Below are 16,208 nucleotides of genomic sequence, written 5' to 3' on the forward strand. Positions count from 1 at the left end.
TATGTTCCTGGACACGCACTATGTCGAGCGGGAAAAGCAGCGGGCCCTGCTGAGAGAGCTCCTGGAAAAATCGGGTGAGGGGCAGGGGCAGGTCGCACTGCTCAGCGGTGCGGTCGCCAGTGGGAAATCAGCGCTGTTGATGCATTGCGCCGACCAAGCGTTGGCGGAGGGCGCGCTCCTGCTGGACACGGCAGGGGTCCAGGCCGAGCGTGCCCGGCCGTTCGGCCTCCTCGGCAGGATCTTCGCGAGCGCGCCGCTGGCCCCGGGGGGCCACGCGGAAGTGGCCCGGCTGATCGACGGAGTGGCCGGGGGCGAGTCATCGGTCCACGACCAGATGCTGGCCATGCCTCAGCTGAGCGCGGTTCTCCTCGACTTGGCCAAGGATCACCTCGTGGTGATCGCAGTTGATGACGTGCATGACAGCGATCAGGCCTCACTTCGGTTTCTGCTCTATCTGACCCGCCGCATTCGCCACGTCCGGATGCTGGTCATCCTGACCGAACCCGCCAGACTCGATGCGGGGAAGCGGGGATTCCACACGGAACTCGCGCACCTGCCCCACTGCACACTGCTGCGACTGAAGTTGCTGTCGCCGATGGGGACCGTAGGACTGCTCAGTGAACATTTCACGCCGTCGACAGCCGCGCGCCTCGCCCCGGAACTGCACGACATCACCGGCGGCAGCCCGCTGCTGCTCCGGGCGCTGGTCGAGGACCGCCTCACCGCCACCGAGGCGGGCGACCCGTACCAGCCGCTCGTACGAGGCGACAACTACGCACAAGCCGTCATCGACTGCCTGCACCGGTGCGGGCCCGAAACGCTGGAGATCGCGCGGGGCATCGCCGTCCTCGGGGCGCACACCGGGCCGGGGCTGCTCAGCCGCCTCCTCGGCCTCCACCTCAGGGATGCCGAGCAGGCCGTCGCCGACCTCGGCCAGTGCGGGCTCCTGAGCGAAGGCCGCTTCCGCGACGAGCACGCCGCGTCCTTGGTACGGGACGCCATGCCGGCGGACCGCCTCTCGCGGCTGCGCACCCAGGCCGCCGAACTCCTGCACCAGGACGGCTCGGCCGCGTACGACATCGCACACCACCTCGTCGCGGCCCGGGACACGGCGGACCTCTGGGCGGTCCCAGTGCTCCAGGAGGCCGCCGACTACGCCCTGGCCGACGGCGACATGGACTTCGCCCACCGCTGCCTCGCCCTCGCCCGGAACTCCTCCCGGGACGACCGGGTGCGCGCCTCGCTCACCGTCAAACTGGCCGGTGTCGTCTGGCGCACTGATCCGGCGGCCGTCGACATCGATGCCTCGACGCTCCTGCTGGACGCGAAGGCGGGCAGGCTCTCGCCCGGTGACCTCGTGGTGTCCCTCTCATATCTGGCCTGGTCGGGCCAGCTGCATGAGGCGGGAGAGGTGCTGGAGGCCCTCGAAGGCACCGAAGGCTGGTCCGGGCGCGAGGAACGGACGGCCCTGACCGCCGCCCGCCGCTGGCTGACCGTACTCAGCCCCTCGCTGGACATGGAGCCCGGCGACGAGGAGCCGATGCGCCCGGGGCCCGCAGACACCCTCGCGGGAGACGCGGAGATCGCCCACCTGCACGCCTCCTCCGCGGTGGCGGCCGCCCTGTCGGAGAGCAGGCGCGCGGACGCGGTCGCCGAGGCCACCCGGGTGCTTCAGCGCTACCGGCTCGACGACGGCTATGTGCAGCCCCTGGCCCTCGCCCTCTGGGCGCTGGTGTACGCCGGCCGGCTGGATCTCGCCGCTCCCTGGTGCGAGCGATTGCTCAACGAATCAGCAGCCCACCACGCCCGGCCCTGGCAGGCCCTGTTCACCTCCGTACGGGCCGAGACGGCCCTGCGCCAGGGTGACTTGCCCGGGGCGAGGGTGCACGCCGAAGCGGCGCTGCGGCAGTTGGGGCCGCGGGGCTGGTCCCTCGCCCGTGCCTTCCCACTCGCCACGCTGATCCAGGCGCACACCGGCATGGGGCAGTTCGATGAGGCGGAGAGCCTGCTCGGCCAGACCGTGCCCGAGGTGTTCCGGCACACCCTGCCCGGCCTGCACTACGCGCGTGCCCGGGGCCGCTGGAACCTGGCCATCGGCCGCTACCACGCCGCTCTCGGGGACTTCCTCGCCTGTGGCGAGGCCCTTGAGGAGTGGGGTATCGACGCTCCCGAGCTGGTGCCGTGGCGGCTCGACGCGGCGGAGACCTGGCTGGCCCTCGGCCACCCCGAGAAGGCCCGGAGCCTGGCCGAGCAACAATTGCTGAGCAGTCCTGACCGGGCGCGCGGCACGGCTCTGCGGCTGGTCGGCGCGACCGGCGAGGGCCGCCGCGGCCTCCAGCAGCTCCAGGAGGCGGTGGAGATACTGGAGAACGGCGGTGACCGGCTGCAACTAGCATTGTGCCTGGGAGAGTTGGGGCGCCTGTATCGGGCGATGGACGATGTGAATCGAGCCCGGATGCTCGTGCGCAAGGCGTGGCAGGTGGCCAAGTCGTGTGGCGCCGAGCCGCTCTGCCGCCAGCTGATACCGGGCGGCACGGACCCCGAACGGGAGGCGCCGCGTCACGAGCCCGTGCTGCCGCAGGACACGGCCGCGCTGACCGAGGCGGAGAGCCGGGTGGCCGTGCTGGCGGCCCACGGCAACACGAACCGGGAGATCGCGGCCAGGCTGTACGTCACCGTGAGTACCGTGGAGCAGCATCTGACGCGCATCTACCGGAAGTTGAAGGTCAACAGGCGACGCGACCTCTCGACCCGGCTGGCAGGCGGTGGCGACGCCCAGTTCGCGCTGAACGGCAGGCAAACAGTCGCCGATCTGGTTCCGATGGAGGTGACGTGCTGTGGAACCGGCAGCCGCAACTAACCGCATCTGTACCTGACCTCGACACCAGCCAGGTGTCCTGACCGGAGCTGACCATCCGGTCACCCCCGTTCCGCCAGACCGCCGCGGAACGAAAGGGGCGCAGTACTCCCGCACCGCGGGCATTGCAACGGGGAAGCGCAGTGGCAGTCGGATCCCGGCCTCGGCCGGGACAGCGGTCCCGGCCGCCGCAGCGCACATCGCAACGGGGAAGCACGACGTGCAGGCAGGACCAGCCGACCGCTGGCGTGTCCGTATCTCGTCGCCACCCGTGAGCGACGGAGGGAAGGACACGTGGCCATGACGGTGTATCGGGGCGAGGAAACGGCGCGGCTCCGCGAGTTTCTCGAGGCGGACTCCAGGACGGCGAGACCCGGCCCCCGCCTCGCGGTCATCAGCGGCGCGGCCGGCATGGGCAAGACCGAACTCCTCCATGCGGTCGCGGACTTCGCCGCGGCGAACCGGGTCACCGTCGTGAGCGCCGTGGCGGCGCCCACGGAACAGGACCTGCCGTACGCCGTCTTGGAACAGCTCCAGCAGGGCATGCCGGCCGAGCCCCAGCAGGAGCACCGGACCGACCCGGACCGCTCCGAAGCCGCGGCGCCCTCCGCGCCCGCCTCCCAGGTCCCGCTGCGAGTACTGCGTGAACTGACGCGCGAGTTCGGCGCACCGGCCGCTGCCGGGCGGGTGCTGATCACCGTCGACGACATCCAGTTCGCGGACGCCCAGTCCCGCCAGGTCCTGCAGTACCTCCTGCGACACTCCGGGTTCTCCGGGCTGTCCGTGGTGGTGACGGAAGGGCCCGCGCCGACCGGGGAGGTCTTCTCCGCCGACGCGTCGCCGGAACCGGATCGTGTGCTGCGTATGCGGCTCGGACCGCTCGGCGTCGAGGACGTCGGCCGGCTGCTCGCCGACCGGCTCCCCGCCACCGAGGCCGCTCACCTGGCCCCGGAATTCCACCGGGCCACGGGCGGCAATCCCACGCTGCTCAAGGCGCTCGCCGCGGACCGGATCCTGGTGTCGCCCACCCGCCGGGGCGGCGGGACACCGCAGGCCGGTGACTTCTTCCGGCAGGCCGTGCTGCGCTGTGTGCAGCGCAGTGGCCCCTACGCCATGGCCGTCGCACGCGGTATCGCGCTGCTCCGGGAGCCCCCAACCTCGCCGAACGTGACTCTGCTGCTCAGAGTCGAGGACCGGACGATCCGGTCGGCCGCGGCCGCCCTGGAGGACGCGGGCATCCTGCGCGGACGGCAGTTCCATCACGAAGCGATGGGGCAGGCGGTACTGGACGACCTGCCGACCGAGGAGGCCGCGCGGCTGCACTATTCCGCGGCCGAACTGCTGCACCGGAGCGGTGCCGACCCCGTGCGCGTCGCGACTCAGCTTCTGGCCCAGGACCTGCGGGGGCCGGTGGACGAGGCATGGGTGTGGGAGGTCCTTCAGGAGGCCGCCCGCCAGGCACCGGCCGGGGGTGAGCCGGACTTCGGGGTGCGGTGCCTGCAAATGGCCGAGCGTTGCTGCCGGGACGAGCCGACCCGGTTGTCCATCCGGGCCCAACTGGCCGAACTCAACTGGGGGCACCAGCCAGCGACCGCCGCCCAACAGGTGCGGTCACTGGCCCTGCCGGCCCGCGACGGCCGGCTGCCGGTCAGTTACACCCTGCGGCTGGTCCCCAAGCTCATGTGGTACGGGTACGTGGACGAGGCGACCGCCGCCCTGCGGCAGGCGACGACCGCCGCCGAGACGCACGCACCGCGCCTGGACGACGAGGTCAGGGCAACCCGGTGGCAGGTGGCCGGTACATATCCGGACGCCCTCACGGAGAACGACCGGGCTCCGTACGTCGAGCCGCGTCCGGAACCGGAGGCGGCCACCGCGTCCGCGCCCACCACGGCGACCGGATCCATGCCGCCGAAGTCCATGGCGACTCACCCCACCCCGGCCGTACTCACCACGACCGCATCCGCCCCGACGAAACCCGCCCCGGGTGCCGCGGCCCGCGCCCGGGTACGGGTCTTCGGGGCGCTGAACTCCGTACTGGGTCTGCGGTCGGAGACGACGGCGGTGGCAGACGCCGAGCAGAGCCTGCGGTCCATCATGCTGACCGAGACCACCGCCGAGATGCTGCTGGCCGCGCTGGGAGTCCTCATCCTCAGCGATCTGCTCGACTCCTCGGCCCGCTGGTGCGACCGGCTGCTGGGGCAGGCCCGCGGCAAGCGCGCCATGGCCATGCTCATGGCCATCCGGGCGCACATCTTCCTGCGGCAGGGCAATCTCACCGCGGCAGCGGAGCGAGCCGAGGCATCGCTGGCGCGGCTGCCCGCGCACGGCTGGGGCGTCGGCATCGGACTGCCCCTGTCGGCGCTGGTGGAGGCCCACACCCGCATGGGGCACCACAAGGCGGCGGCGGAACTGCTCGAACGACCGGTACCCGACGCGATGTTCAGGACCCGCTACGGACTGTCCTACCTCCACGCGCGTGCGGGGCTACAGCTGCAGACCGGGCGTCACCACGCCGCTCTCGCCGACTTCCTGCGGTGCGGCGAACTCATGATGGCCTGGGGCATGGACTCTCCCGCCCTGGTGCCGTGGCGCACCGGCGCGGCGCAGACCTGGCTGAAGCTGCAGGATCCCGAACGGGCCGCCGCCCTGGTGAACGACGAACTGTCGCGCACGCATCCCAAACATCTGCGCACCCGGGGCGCCGCTCTGCGGGTGCTGGCCGCCACCCGTCCCCTCTCGAAACGGCCCGCCCTGCTGGAGGAAGCCGTGCGACTGCTCCGCGACGTCGGTGACTCGTACACCATGGCCCTGGCGATGACCGACCTCGGCCACGCCTACAAGCGGCTCGGCGCACCGGCCAAGGGACGTGGACTGGTCCGGCAGGCGGGGCAGGTGGCCGACATCTGCGGCGCGTACGAGCTGTTCCGGTCTCCCCGGCCCGCCGCGGCCCGCGTCGCCCCCGCCCGGGTCGCCCCGGCCGGCCCCGAAGCCCTGCCCAAAGAGCCGGAACCCAGCACCGGGACCGGGATCCGCGCGGAGGAGGCCCTGACGGAGGCCGAACGCCGGGTGGCCAGGCTGGCCGCGCTCGGCCACACCAACCGCGAGATCTCCAGCAAGCTCTTCATCACCGTCAGCACGGTGGAGCAACATCTCACCCGGGTCTACCGGAAGATCAACATCAGGCGCCGACAGGACCTGCCGACCACTTTGGACTTCGATGTCGCCGACTGTGCATGAACGACAACTCCTCGCCGTGAGCGATCTGCACGTCGGGATGGCCGACAACTGGCCGATCACAGAATCCCTGCGCCCTGAGGGCGACGGAGACTGGCTGATCGTGGCCGGAGACGTCGCCGAACTGACGCAGGACATCGAACGGGCACTGCGTATGCTGGCCGACCGGTTCGCCAAGGTGATCTGGGCGCCGGGCAACCACGAACTGTGGACGCCGCGCGAGGATCCGGTCCAACTGCGCGGCGAAGCCCGCTACCGGCATCTGGTGGAACTCTGCGAAAGTCTCGGCGTGGTCACGCCCGAGGACCCCTACCCGGTGTGGGACGGGCCGGGAGGGCCCCTCGCAGTCGCCCCGCTCTTCGTGCTCTACGACTACACCTTCCGGGCGCCCGGCGCGCGGACCGAGGAGGAGTCACTGGCGCGCGCCTATGAAGCGGGCGTGGTGTGCACGGACGAGTTCCTGCTCCATCCCGACCCCTATCCCGGCAGGGCCGCGTGGTGCCGGGCGCGCGTGGCGGAGACCGAACGCCGGCTGGCGGCGCACGACCCGGGCCTGCCCCTCGTCCTCGTGAACCACTTCCCGCTGGTGCGGCAGCCCACGGACGTCCTGTGGCACCCGGAATTCGCCCAGTGGTGCGGCACCGAGCTGACCGCTGACTGGCACAGACGCTTCAACACCGCCGCCGTCGTTTACGGGCATCTGCACATTCCGCGTACCACCTGGTACGACGGGGTCCGCTTCGAGGAGGTCTCCATCGGCTATCCGCGCGAGTGGCGCAAACGGGGCCACCCACGAGGCCTGTTGCGCCGGATCGCTCCGTTCACACCGGAGACCGCGGCCCCTCAGGGCACTGCCGACCGACTGAAAGGGCCGGCATGATCAGCCAACTGATGCCGAAGACGGTCGTCTGCGCGGAAGCCTTCGAGGACGGGGAGAGGCCGGAGACTGCCCTGTACCCGCAGGAGGCGGCCCTCATCGGATCCTCGGTGCCTGAACGGCGCGCGGAGTTCGCGACCGTACGGGCCTGCGCGCGGCAGGCGCTCGCCGGTCTGGGGCTGCCGCCCTCGCCGGTGCTGCCGGGGATGCGCAACGTGCCGCAGTGGCCGCGGGGTGTGGTGGGAAGCATGACCCACTGTGCGGGTTACCGGGCCGCGGCGCTGGCCAAGGCCGACGACGTCCTGGCGGTCGGCATTGACGCGGAGCCCGACGGGCCGCTCCCCGACGGGGTGCTGGGGGCGATCGCGCTGCCCCGTGAGGCCGCGTGGGCGCTCGCCCCGGGGACGGCCGGTCCCGTGCACCGGGACCGTTTGCTCTTCAGCGCCAAGGAGTGCGTCTACAAGACCTGGTTCCCCCTCACCCGGCGAGAGATCGACTTCGATGACGCGGAGATCACTTTCAGCGGTGCCGGCGGATCGTCCGGGATGTTCTCGGCGCGGATCCTGCGTCCGGGGCGGCTGCCCGACGGGAAACCGCTGACGGGTTTCACCGGCCGTTGGCTCGCCCGGGACGGCCTGCTCGTCACCGCGATCGCGCTGGAGGCCCAGGAGCCCGCCCGCCCGTAAGGATTCGCCCGCCCACAAAAAGCGGACGCCGGTTCCGACGGTCGATCGGAACCGGCGCCCGCCGGACGCTGCCGGACGGGGGACCGGCAGCGGGTTCAGGGGGGGCTGACAGGACGTCAGGCCCGGGTCACGCGGTGGAGGTGGCGGTAGCTGTGGCGACGAGCGACTCGAGGTGGGTGACGACCTCGCCGATGCCCGGAAGGCCGAGCATCTGCCGGTGGGCGCTGCGCATGCCCGCCTGGATCCGGTCGTCGCCGAGCACCTGCTTGCAGGCCAGGGCGACGCCCTCGGCCGTCACGTCGGTGACATGGGCGCCCAGGCCCAGCTCCGTCAGCCGCTCGGAGTTGTGCAGATGGTCGCCGAACTGGGGCAGCGACACCATCGGCACACCCTGCCGGATGGCCTCACGCACACTGTTGTAACCACCATGCGTCACGAACAGCTGTGCACACTCCAGGAGTTGCTGCTGGGGCAGCCAGTCCATCACGGTCACGTTGTCCCCCACCGTGACGCCGTCGACGGGGAAGCCCGCGGTGCCCACGACCGCGTAGCAGTCGAGTGCGGAGAGCCCCTCGATGATGGCCCGCAGCGTCTCGGACGGGTGGAGCATGCCCTCGGGCGGCTCGACGCCCTGCTCCTTCATGCCCATCACCGTGGGCAGTGCGCTGCCCACCGACGCCACCACCAGCGGGCGGTCGCCCGGCAGTCCGGCCAGCTCGGCGGAAAGGCCCCGCGTGTCGTGCAGTGCCGCGGGCTGCTGGTAGGCGAACGCCTCCGGCGCCGGGTAGCGCGTGAAGGAAAACGTCTGGGGGACGCAGTCGATGCGGCTGAAGGGGTAGACCGACCACGGCTCCGTGCGGGGCGGCAGGCCGACTTCCACGCGCCGCTCGTTCAGGAAAGGCAGCAGGCCTTCGGGATCGGTGACATTAGTCGGGCCCGAGGGGCAGGAGACGTGCGGAATGCCGAGCGCTTCGGCGACCAGTACGCCGGTCAGTTCGCCACCGTCCCGCAATACCAGGTCGGGATTCCATTCCCGGGCGATCGGAATGATCCGCTCGAAGGTGGTGGTGATATGCGGGCCGCCGCCCCAGAGGATCATCTGCAACCTGTTGTCGACGACGATCTCCTCGCCGGGGTTACTCTCCTCGAAGCGGGCCCGCAGGGAGAATATGGAGTGCATGATCTCCGGAATGCCCGGCATCACGGGCCGTACGGTGACCGGCGAGCCCTCGAATACGTGGACGAGATGCTCGGGCACTGTGGCGAGAACCTCGTGGCCCGCCTCGGCCAGTGCCCGTGCCAGCGGCAGCACCTCATTGGCGTGCCCCTGAGTTCCGGTCACCGTACAGAAAACTCGCATTTCCAGATCTCCCTGACGTTCCGTGTGTGCCGAGCCGGCCCAATTTCCTGAAATGAATGTTTCCGGCCGGCGAGAGGCGGCGACAACCCCTACCCGCCCCTCCCGTCCGACGGTCAGGCAGCGGTGGTCTGCCTGGTCCGCCCCGCGGGCGCCACGGGCCGCGGCCGCCGGATCCAGCGGATGCCGACGCCGACCGTGCGGACCAGAACCATGGCCATGGCCATCAGGACGAAGAAGGCGGCCACCCCGTCGGGGTCGATCTGCTGCTCAACCGTCCACTTGCCGAAATCAGCGCGGAAGGAATCGATGTTCTCCAGCGACCAGATGAACGTGAGCCGACTGACGAGTACGACCATCCAGATGGCGAGGTAACTCCAGCCAGCCCGGGTGTAGGTCTTCCCGGTGGTCGCGTCGTTCTCGACGCTCATGGTGTAGAGCAGTCCGACACCGATGACCACGCCAATGGCGATTCCGACACCGGCTGACGTGAGATTGGGTTGCGTCGTCTTCATGTTGTGCAGCATGTCGTAGGCGAAATAAGCCACGAGTCCCAGCGGCATGAGCAACTTGAGGAGTCCGAAGCGATGCCGCCCCACCTGGGTGGTAAGGACGATGGTGATCAGGATCCCGGCCAGGAACAGAGCATCCAACATGGCGTCAGTCACTGCGTACCTCCGATTCGTTCTCGTGCTTCGTTCTTGCGTATGAAGGAAGACTAGGAGCCGCGCCATTTCCGGTCCTGAGGTCAGGGGTGGAGAAAGGGGGTGGAGACCGAGGCTTCGGTTTCCACCCCCCCTCAGCCCTCCGCAGGGAGGACCCGGACGGATCGCTACGCCGACGGGTCGAGGCGCGAGAGCCACTCGTGCACGGCCCGCGCCGTCTCGCCGGCGTGCTCCTCCATCATCGAGAAGTGGTCGCCCGCGGTGTCCAGCGCACTGTGCTCAAGGCGCCAGGAGGACTGCCAGTCAACCGTGTGCCGCCAGTTCGGCAGCGGTTCCGATGCCCTCACCAGCAGCGTGGGCGTGGCGATCGGCTGCGGCTGCCATGCGCCGAAGACGCGGAAGTACCCGGCCATCGCGGTGAGCCGCACATCGCCGAGCGCCCCCAGGCCGCCCGCCGTGGCCCCGGAGCCCGGCCCCCGCGCGTCGTCAGGGGATCCGGCGCCACCGATCCGCGTCTGGACCCCCGCGAACGCCTGCGCGTTCAGCGGATAGATGTCCATCAGGACCAGCCCGCGCGGCTGTACGCCCAACGACTCCAGCCGGCTCACCAGCGCGTGCGCCAGCATGCCTCCCGAGGAGTGCGCGGCCAGCACGAACGGCTTGCCGTCCGTGTGGGCGAGCAGCGATTCGGCGTGTGCCGCGGCCAGCGCGTCCACACTCGCCGGCAGCGGCTCCCCGGGAACGAAACCGGGCGCCGGCAGCACCGACACATCACGCACATCGCGGAGCGCGGCGGCGAACCGGGCGTACTCGTGCGGCCCCGACATCGGCAGGACCGAGGGAATGCAGACCAGTTCGGCACCGGAGTCGCCCTTGGCCAGCCGGACCACTTCCAGCTCGTCGGACAGCTCCGCGGACGACGCGAACGACGGCCGGAACTCCGAGGCGCTGGTGAGCAGCGTGACGAACTCCTGGAGCCGGCCCAGCTCGCCCGCACGCCGCGCCATCGCCCCGAACACGCTCTCCTGACCGGTCGCGGCGGGCGCATCCCCGTCCTCGGGACGCGACGCGGCCGCCGCCCCCATGGCCCGGGTGAGATAGGCGGCCAGCGCCTCTGAGGTGGGGTTCTCGAAGGCGACGGTCGCCGGCAGCCGTACACCGGTCGCGGCGCCCAGACGGTTGCGCAGTTCGACGGCGCTCAGCGAGTCGAAGCCCATCTCCAGGAACCTTCGGGTGGGAGCCACCGCGTCCGCGTCGGCATAGCCGAGGACAGAGGCGGCCTGAGTACGGACGTACTCCAGCATCGCCGCACCCCGCTCGTGCTCCGGCAGCGCGGCCAGCCGCTCCGTCAGTGACGGGCCCGCGGCCTGTGCCCCGCCGGCGGAACGCCGGGCGACGGTCTTGACCAGGCCACGCAACAGCGGCGGCACGCCCGCCGGATCCGCCTGGGCGCGCAGGCCCGCCAGGTCCAGCCGCATCGGCACGAAGAGGGTGCGCTCGTGGTGCCATGCCGTGTCGAACAGCTCAAGCCCCTCCCGCGAAGTGAGGCCGGGGATCCGGTTCCCGGTGCGGGCGGCGGCGTCCTCGCCGTTGGCCTCCCCTATCGCGCCGAGGCTGTCCAGCCACAGGCCCCAGGCCATCGAGGTGGCCGGCAGGCCCCTGACGCGCCGGTGCTGGGCGAGGGCGTCGACGAACGCGTTGGCGGCCGCGTAATTGGCCTGGCCGGGGTTGCCCATCACACCGGCAGCGGACGAGAACAGCACGAAGGCACTGAGGTCCAGGCCCTCGGTCAGCTCGTGCAGGTGCAGCGCGGCGTCGACCTTGGGGCGCATGACCTTCGCCAGCCGCTCGGGGGTGAGCCCGTCGAGGACACCGTCGTCCAGCACTCCGGCGCTGTGCACCACCGCCGTCAGCGGATGACCGGCGGGCACATCGGCGCACAGCGCTTCGAGCGCGGCCCGGTCGGAGGTGTCGCAGGCCACCAGCCGGACATCGGCGCCCAGCGCGGTGAGTTCGGCCGTCAGCTCGGCGGCTCCCGCCGCTTGCATGCCGCGCCTGCTGGTCAGCAGCAGATGGCGCGCGCCGTGCTCCGTCACCAGGTGGCGGGCGACCAGGGCGCCCAGCGTCCCGGTGCCGCCGGTGATCAGCACGGTCCCGTTCGGGTCGAGGACCGTACGCGGCACCTCACCGGCCGCCGGATCCACCCCCGCACCGCTCTCGCCGGTCACCGGGAGCCGCGCGAGACGCGGGGTCAGCGCACTGCCCGCACGCAGAGCGATCTCCGGCTCCCCGGAGGCCGCCGCGGCCCACAGCGCGTCGGCCGAGGACCGCTCACCGTCGAGGTCGACGGTGACGAACCGGTCCGGGTTCTCCGCACGCGCGGAACGCAGCAGACCCCACACCGGGGAGTCGGCCAGGCCGGGAACGTCCTCGTCGAGACCGGTGGCCACCGCGTTGCGGGTCACCACGACCAGACGCGCGTCCGCGAGACGCGGCTCCGCCAGCCACGCCTGGACCAGTTCGAGCGCCTCACGGGCCGCGCGGTGCGCGGCCTCGGCAATACCGGCCGCACCACCGGAGCCGGCTTCGGATGCCAGGCCGAGCGGCGCGAAGACCAGCTCGGGGACCGGCCCGCCCGCCGCCAACGCGGCGGTCAGCGCCCCGAGATCGGCGTGTACCGGGCCCGTCGCGCCGGGCAGACCGGCACCGAGCACGGCGTACGGTGCCTGCGCGCCGGCCGCCGGGAGCGGCAGCGGCACCCAGTCGACCTGGAACAGCGACTCGTGGTGGCGCGTGCTCGCCGCGCTCAGCTTCTCGGCCGAGATCTGCCGCACCACCAGCGCGTCGGCGGCCACGACCGGACGCCCGGCGGCGTCACCGACCTGGAGGGAGAGCGCCTCCTCGCCCTCGACCGGCGCGAAACGCACCCGCAGGGCCTTCGCACCCTTCGCGTACAGGCTGACGCCGCGCCACGAGAAGGGCAGCCACAGCCCGCCCGCGTCCGACCCGTCCGCCCCGTCGACCGTCCCCGCCGCCACGGCGTGCATCGCCGCGTCCAGCAGAGCCGGATGCACCCCGAACTCCGCCGCCGCGGAGTGCAGTTCCTCCGGCAGGTCGATCTCGGCGAAGATCTCCGAGCCGCGCCGCCACACCCCGCGCAGCCCCTGGAACGCCGGTCCGTAGCCGATCCCGGCGGCGTGGAACTCGTCGTACAGGCCGTCCACCGGCACCGCCTCGCCGCCCTCGGGCGGCCACGCCGTGAAGTCGAACGACGCGGGCGCGGCGGATCCGGCGAGGGTGCCCGTGGCATGCCGGGTCCACGGCTGCTCGCCGGTGGCATCGTCGGGGCGGGCGTGGACGCCGACCGCGCGCCTGCCCGTGGCATCCGGCGCACCGACGACGAGCTGCACCGCGACACCGCCCTCCGCGGGCAGGATCAGCGGGGCCTCGAACGTCAGCTCCTCAAGCACCCCGCAACCCACCCGGTCGCCGGCGTGCAGGGCCAGCTCCACGAAGGCGGTCCCCGGCAGCAGCACGGTGTCCAGCGCGGCATGGTCCGCGAGCCACGCGTGCGTGCGCAGGGAGAGCCGACCCGAGAGCAACAGACCGTCCTCGTCGGCCCGTTCGATGACGGCGGCCAGCAGCGGATGACCGGCCGGGACAAGCCCGGCGGACGTCACGTCACCGTCGTAGGGCCCCGGCTCCAGCCAGTAGCGGCTGCGCTGGAACGCGTACGTCGGCAGCTCCACCCGGCCCGCGGGGCTGGGGCTGATCACCGCGTCCCAGGCGGGCTCGGCCCCGGCGGCGTGGGCGGCGGCCAGGGCGCCGAGGAAGCGCCGCGCCCCTCCCTCACCGCGTCGCAGGGTGCCCTGGACGACGGCCTCGCCACCGGCGCTCTCCAGGATGCCCTGGAGCGGCACCGTCAGCACCGGATGCGGGCTGACCTCGATGAACATCTGGTGACCCGACGCCAGCAACTCGCGTACCGTGCCGTCGAACTCAACGGTCCGCCGCATGTTCTCGTACCAGTACGCGGCGTCCATCGTGGCGGTGTCGAGCAGCTCACCGGTGACGGTCGAGTACAACGGCACCCGAGCCGCCCGCGGCACGACCGGGCCGAGGTCGGCGAGGATCCGCTCCCGCAACGGCTCGACCTGCGCGGAGTGCCCGGCACCCAGCGCGCCCGGCACACGCCGCACCCGTATCTCCGCCGCCTCCATCGCGGCGACGAACTCGTCGACGGCGTCCGGCACACCGGCCACCACACACGCACCGGGCCCGTTCACCACCGCGATCGACAGCCGGTCACCGTAGGGCGCGATCCGCTCCCGCACCGACTCCACCGGCGCGAGCACGGACGCCATCGCGCCCTTGCCGATCAGCGCGAGCAGCGCCCTGCTGCGCAGCGCGACGATGCGGGCGGCGTCCTGGAGCGACAGCGCGCCCGCGACGTACGCGGCGGCGACCTCACCCTGCGAGTGGCCCACGACGGCGGCGGGCTCCACGCCGCAGGACCGCCACAGCGCGGCGAGCGACACCATCGTGGTGAACAGCATCGGCTGGAGCACGTCGAGGCGTTCCCGGTCCGGTGCGCCCGGCGCCCCGCGCAGGGCGTCGGCCACCGACCAGTCGAGGAACTCGGCGAAGGCGGCATCGCACTCGGCGACGGAGGCCACGAACACCGGCGACGACTCCAGCAGGCCCGCGGCCATGCCGAGCCACTGCGAGCCCTGCCCCGGAAAGACGAAGGCGATCTTCCGGTCCGGCCGGGCCATGCCCTGGACGATCAGCGCGTCCCCGGCCTCCTCGCCCGTCTCCGTGGCGCCGTCCGCGAGCGCCGCGAGGCCCCGCAGCAGCCCGTCACGGTCGTCGGCGACCACGGCGGCCCGGTAGTCGAACCGGGCGCGCGTGGTCACCAGGGAGTGCGCCACATCCGCCGGGTCCAGCTCGGGCCTGGCGGCGACATGGGCGCGCAGCCGTTCGGCCTGACCGCGCAGCGCCTGCTCCGACTTGGCGGACAGGAGCCAGGGCGCGGCGACCTCCGCCAGCGGCCGGGCGGCGGCCTGCGGGGAACCCTCGGCGTTCTCCACCGGGTCCCGCGGCGCGGACCCGGCGTCCACCGGCTCGGGGGCCTGCTCCAGGATCACGTGCGCGTTGGTGCCGCTGACGCCGAACGACGAGACGCCCGCACGGCGGGGCTCCCCGGACTCGGGCCACGGTCGCGCCTCCTTGAGTACCGCGACGGAACCGCCCGACCAGTCGACCTTCCGCGTCACCTCACCGACGTGCAGCGTCTTCGGCAGCACCCCGTGCCGCATGGCCATCACCATCTTGATGACACCGCCGACACCGGCCGCGGCCTGCGTATGCCCCACGTTGGACTTGAACGAGCCGATCCACAGGGGCCGTTCGGCGCCACGCGCCTGACCGTACGTGGCGATCAGCGCCTGCGCCTCGATCGGGTCGCCGAGCGTGGTCCCGGTGCCGTGCGCCTCCACCGCGTCCACCTGCTCCGGTGCGAGCCGGGCGTTGGCCAGCGCCTCCAGGATGACGCGCTGCTGGGAAGGCCCGTTCGGGGACGTCAGACCGTTGGACGCGCCGTCCTGGTTGACCGCCGTACCCCGGATGACGCCCAGGATCCGGCGGCCGTTGCGGCGCGCGTCGGAGAGCCGCTCCAGGAGCAGCATGCCCGCCCCCTCGGAGAACCCCGCGCCGTCCGCGTCCTCGGAGAACGCCTTGCACCGGCCGTCCGCCGCCAGCCCCTGCTGCTTGCTGACCTCGATGAAGGTGCCCGGCGCGCACATGACGGTCGCGCCGCCCGCCAGCGCCATGGTGCACTCGCCGCCCCGCAGTGCCTGAACCGCCAGGTGCAGCGTCACCAGCGACGACGAGCACGCGGTGTCCACGGTCACGGCCGGACCGACCAGGCCGAACGTGTACGACACCCGGCCCGAGGCCACGCTCCCCGAGGTGCCCGTGCTGAGGAAACCGCCGACGCCTTCCGGCAGCACGGGTGCCTGCGCCAGGTAGTCGGTGTTGTTCATCAGGCCCGCGAACACACCGGTCCTGCTGCCCCGCAGCTCGGCCGGGTTGATCCCCGCGCTCTCGAACGCCTCCCAGGACGCTTCGAGCAGCAGCCGCTGCTGCGGCTCCGTCGCGAGCGCCTCACGCGGCGAGATGCCGAAGAACGCGGGGTCGAACTCGGCGGCGCCGTGCACGAACCCGCCGTACACGGTGTCGGAGGTGTATCCCTCACCCTCCTCGCCGGAGCCCTGGAGCGCCGCGATGTCCCAGCCGCGGTCGGTGGGGAACTCCGTGACGCCGTCCCGGCCGTCGCGCACCAGCTCCCAGAGCCCGTCCGGGTCTTCCACCCCGCCCGGGAAGCGGCAGCTCATGCCGACGATCGCGATGGGTTCGTGCGCGCCCGCCTCCAGCTCGCCGAGGCGCTGACGGGTCTGGTGCAGATCGGCCGTGACCTGCTTAAGGAAGTGGCGGAGCTTTTCCTCGTTGGACATGGTGACGCTCTTCT

General features: G+C 71.9%; 6 protein-coding genes and 1 pseudogene. 4 read left to right on the forward strand and 3 right to left on the reverse strand.

Annotated elements, in window-relative coordinates; genetic code table 11:
* Nucleotide 1: 1 nt before the first annotated feature.
* The 4 genes from ACIQU3_RS31490 to ACIQU3_RS31505 all read left to right on the forward strand — a co-directional run bounded on the left by ACIQU3_RS31490 (nucleotide 2) and on the right by ACIQU3_RS31505 (nucleotide 7,657).
* Nucleotides 2–2,860, forward strand: a complete 2,859-nt coding sequence (locus ACIQU3_RS31490; protein WP_403929003.1) for an AAA family ATPase — start codon at nucleotides 2–4, stop codon at nucleotides 2,858–2,860.
* A 297-nt stretch (nucleotides 2,861–3,157) separates the two neighbouring features.
* Entirely contained in the window at nucleotides 3,158–6,097 is a 2,940-nt protein-coding gene (locus ACIQU3_RS31495) for an AAA family ATPase (RefSeq protein ID WP_403929006.1), read from the forward strand.
* Entirely contained in the window at nucleotides 6,078–6,974 is an 897-nt protein-coding gene (locus tag ACIQU3_RS31500) for a metallophosphoesterase family protein (protein ID WP_403739201.1), read from the forward strand. The genes ACIQU3_RS31495 and ACIQU3_RS31500 overlap by 20 nt, the downstream gene beginning before the upstream one ends.
* Nucleotides 6,971–7,657, forward strand: coding sequence for a 4'-phosphopantetheinyl transferase superfamily protein (locus ACIQU3_RS31505; RefSeq protein ID WP_391256667.1), 687 nt, complete (start codon nucleotides 6,971–6,973; stop codon nucleotides 7,655–7,657). The genes ACIQU3_RS31500 and ACIQU3_RS31505 overlap by 4 nt, the downstream gene beginning before the upstream one ends.
* A 127-nt stretch (nucleotides 7,658–7,784) precedes the next feature.
* Here the strand turns inward: ACIQU3_RS31505 and ACIQU3_RS31510 are convergent, their stop codons facing one another.
* The 3 genes and pseudogenes from ACIQU3_RS31510 to ACIQU3_RS31520 all read right to left on the reverse strand — a co-directional run.
* Nucleotides 7,785–8,999 (reverse strand): glycosyltransferase, encoded by a 1,215-nt coding sequence (locus ACIQU3_RS31510; protein WP_403739205.1) that lies wholly within the window; start codon nucleotides 8,997–8,999, stop codon nucleotides 7,785–7,787.
* 131 nt (nucleotides 9,000–9,130) lie between these two features.
* The gene (locus ACIQU3_RS31515; RefSeq protein ID WP_403739210.1) at nucleotides 9,131–9,682 is read right to left on the reverse strand and encodes a hypothetical protein; all 552 of its coding nucleotides are present in this window, start codon (nucleotides 9,680–9,682) and stop codon (nucleotides 9,131–9,133) included.
* A 164-nt stretch (nucleotides 9,683–9,846) separates the two neighbouring features.
* A pseudogene (locus tag ACIQU3_RS31520) lies at nucleotides 9,847–16,194 on the reverse strand (type I polyketide synthase); the annotation flags it as partial.
* Nucleotides 16,195–16,208 lie beyond the last annotated feature (14 nt).

The sequence above is a fragment of the Streptomyces sp. NPDC101110 genome, assembly GCF_044759525.1.
In the GTDB taxonomy this organism is placed as follows: domain Bacteria; phylum Actinomycetota; class Actinomycetes; order Streptomycetales; family Streptomycetaceae; genus Streptomyces.

Excerpts from the sequence above, each read along its gene's own strand:
- ACIQU3_RS31490 (WP_403929003.1), top strand. The coding sequence starts at position 2 with ATGTTCCTGGACACGCACTATGTCGAGCGGGAAAAGCAGCGGGCCCTG.
- ACIQU3_RS31495 (WP_403929006.1), top strand. The coding sequence starts at position 3,158 with ATGACGGTGTATCGGGGCGAGGAAACGGCGCGGCTCCGCGAGTTTCTC.
- ACIQU3_RS31500 (WP_403739201.1), top strand. The coding sequence starts at position 6,078 with ATGTCGCCGACTGTGCATGAACGACAACTCCTCGCCGTGAGCGATCTG.
- ACIQU3_RS31505 (WP_391256667.1), top strand. The coding sequence starts at position 6,971 with ATGATCAGCCAACTGATGCCGAAGACGGTCGTCTGCGCGGAAGCCTTC.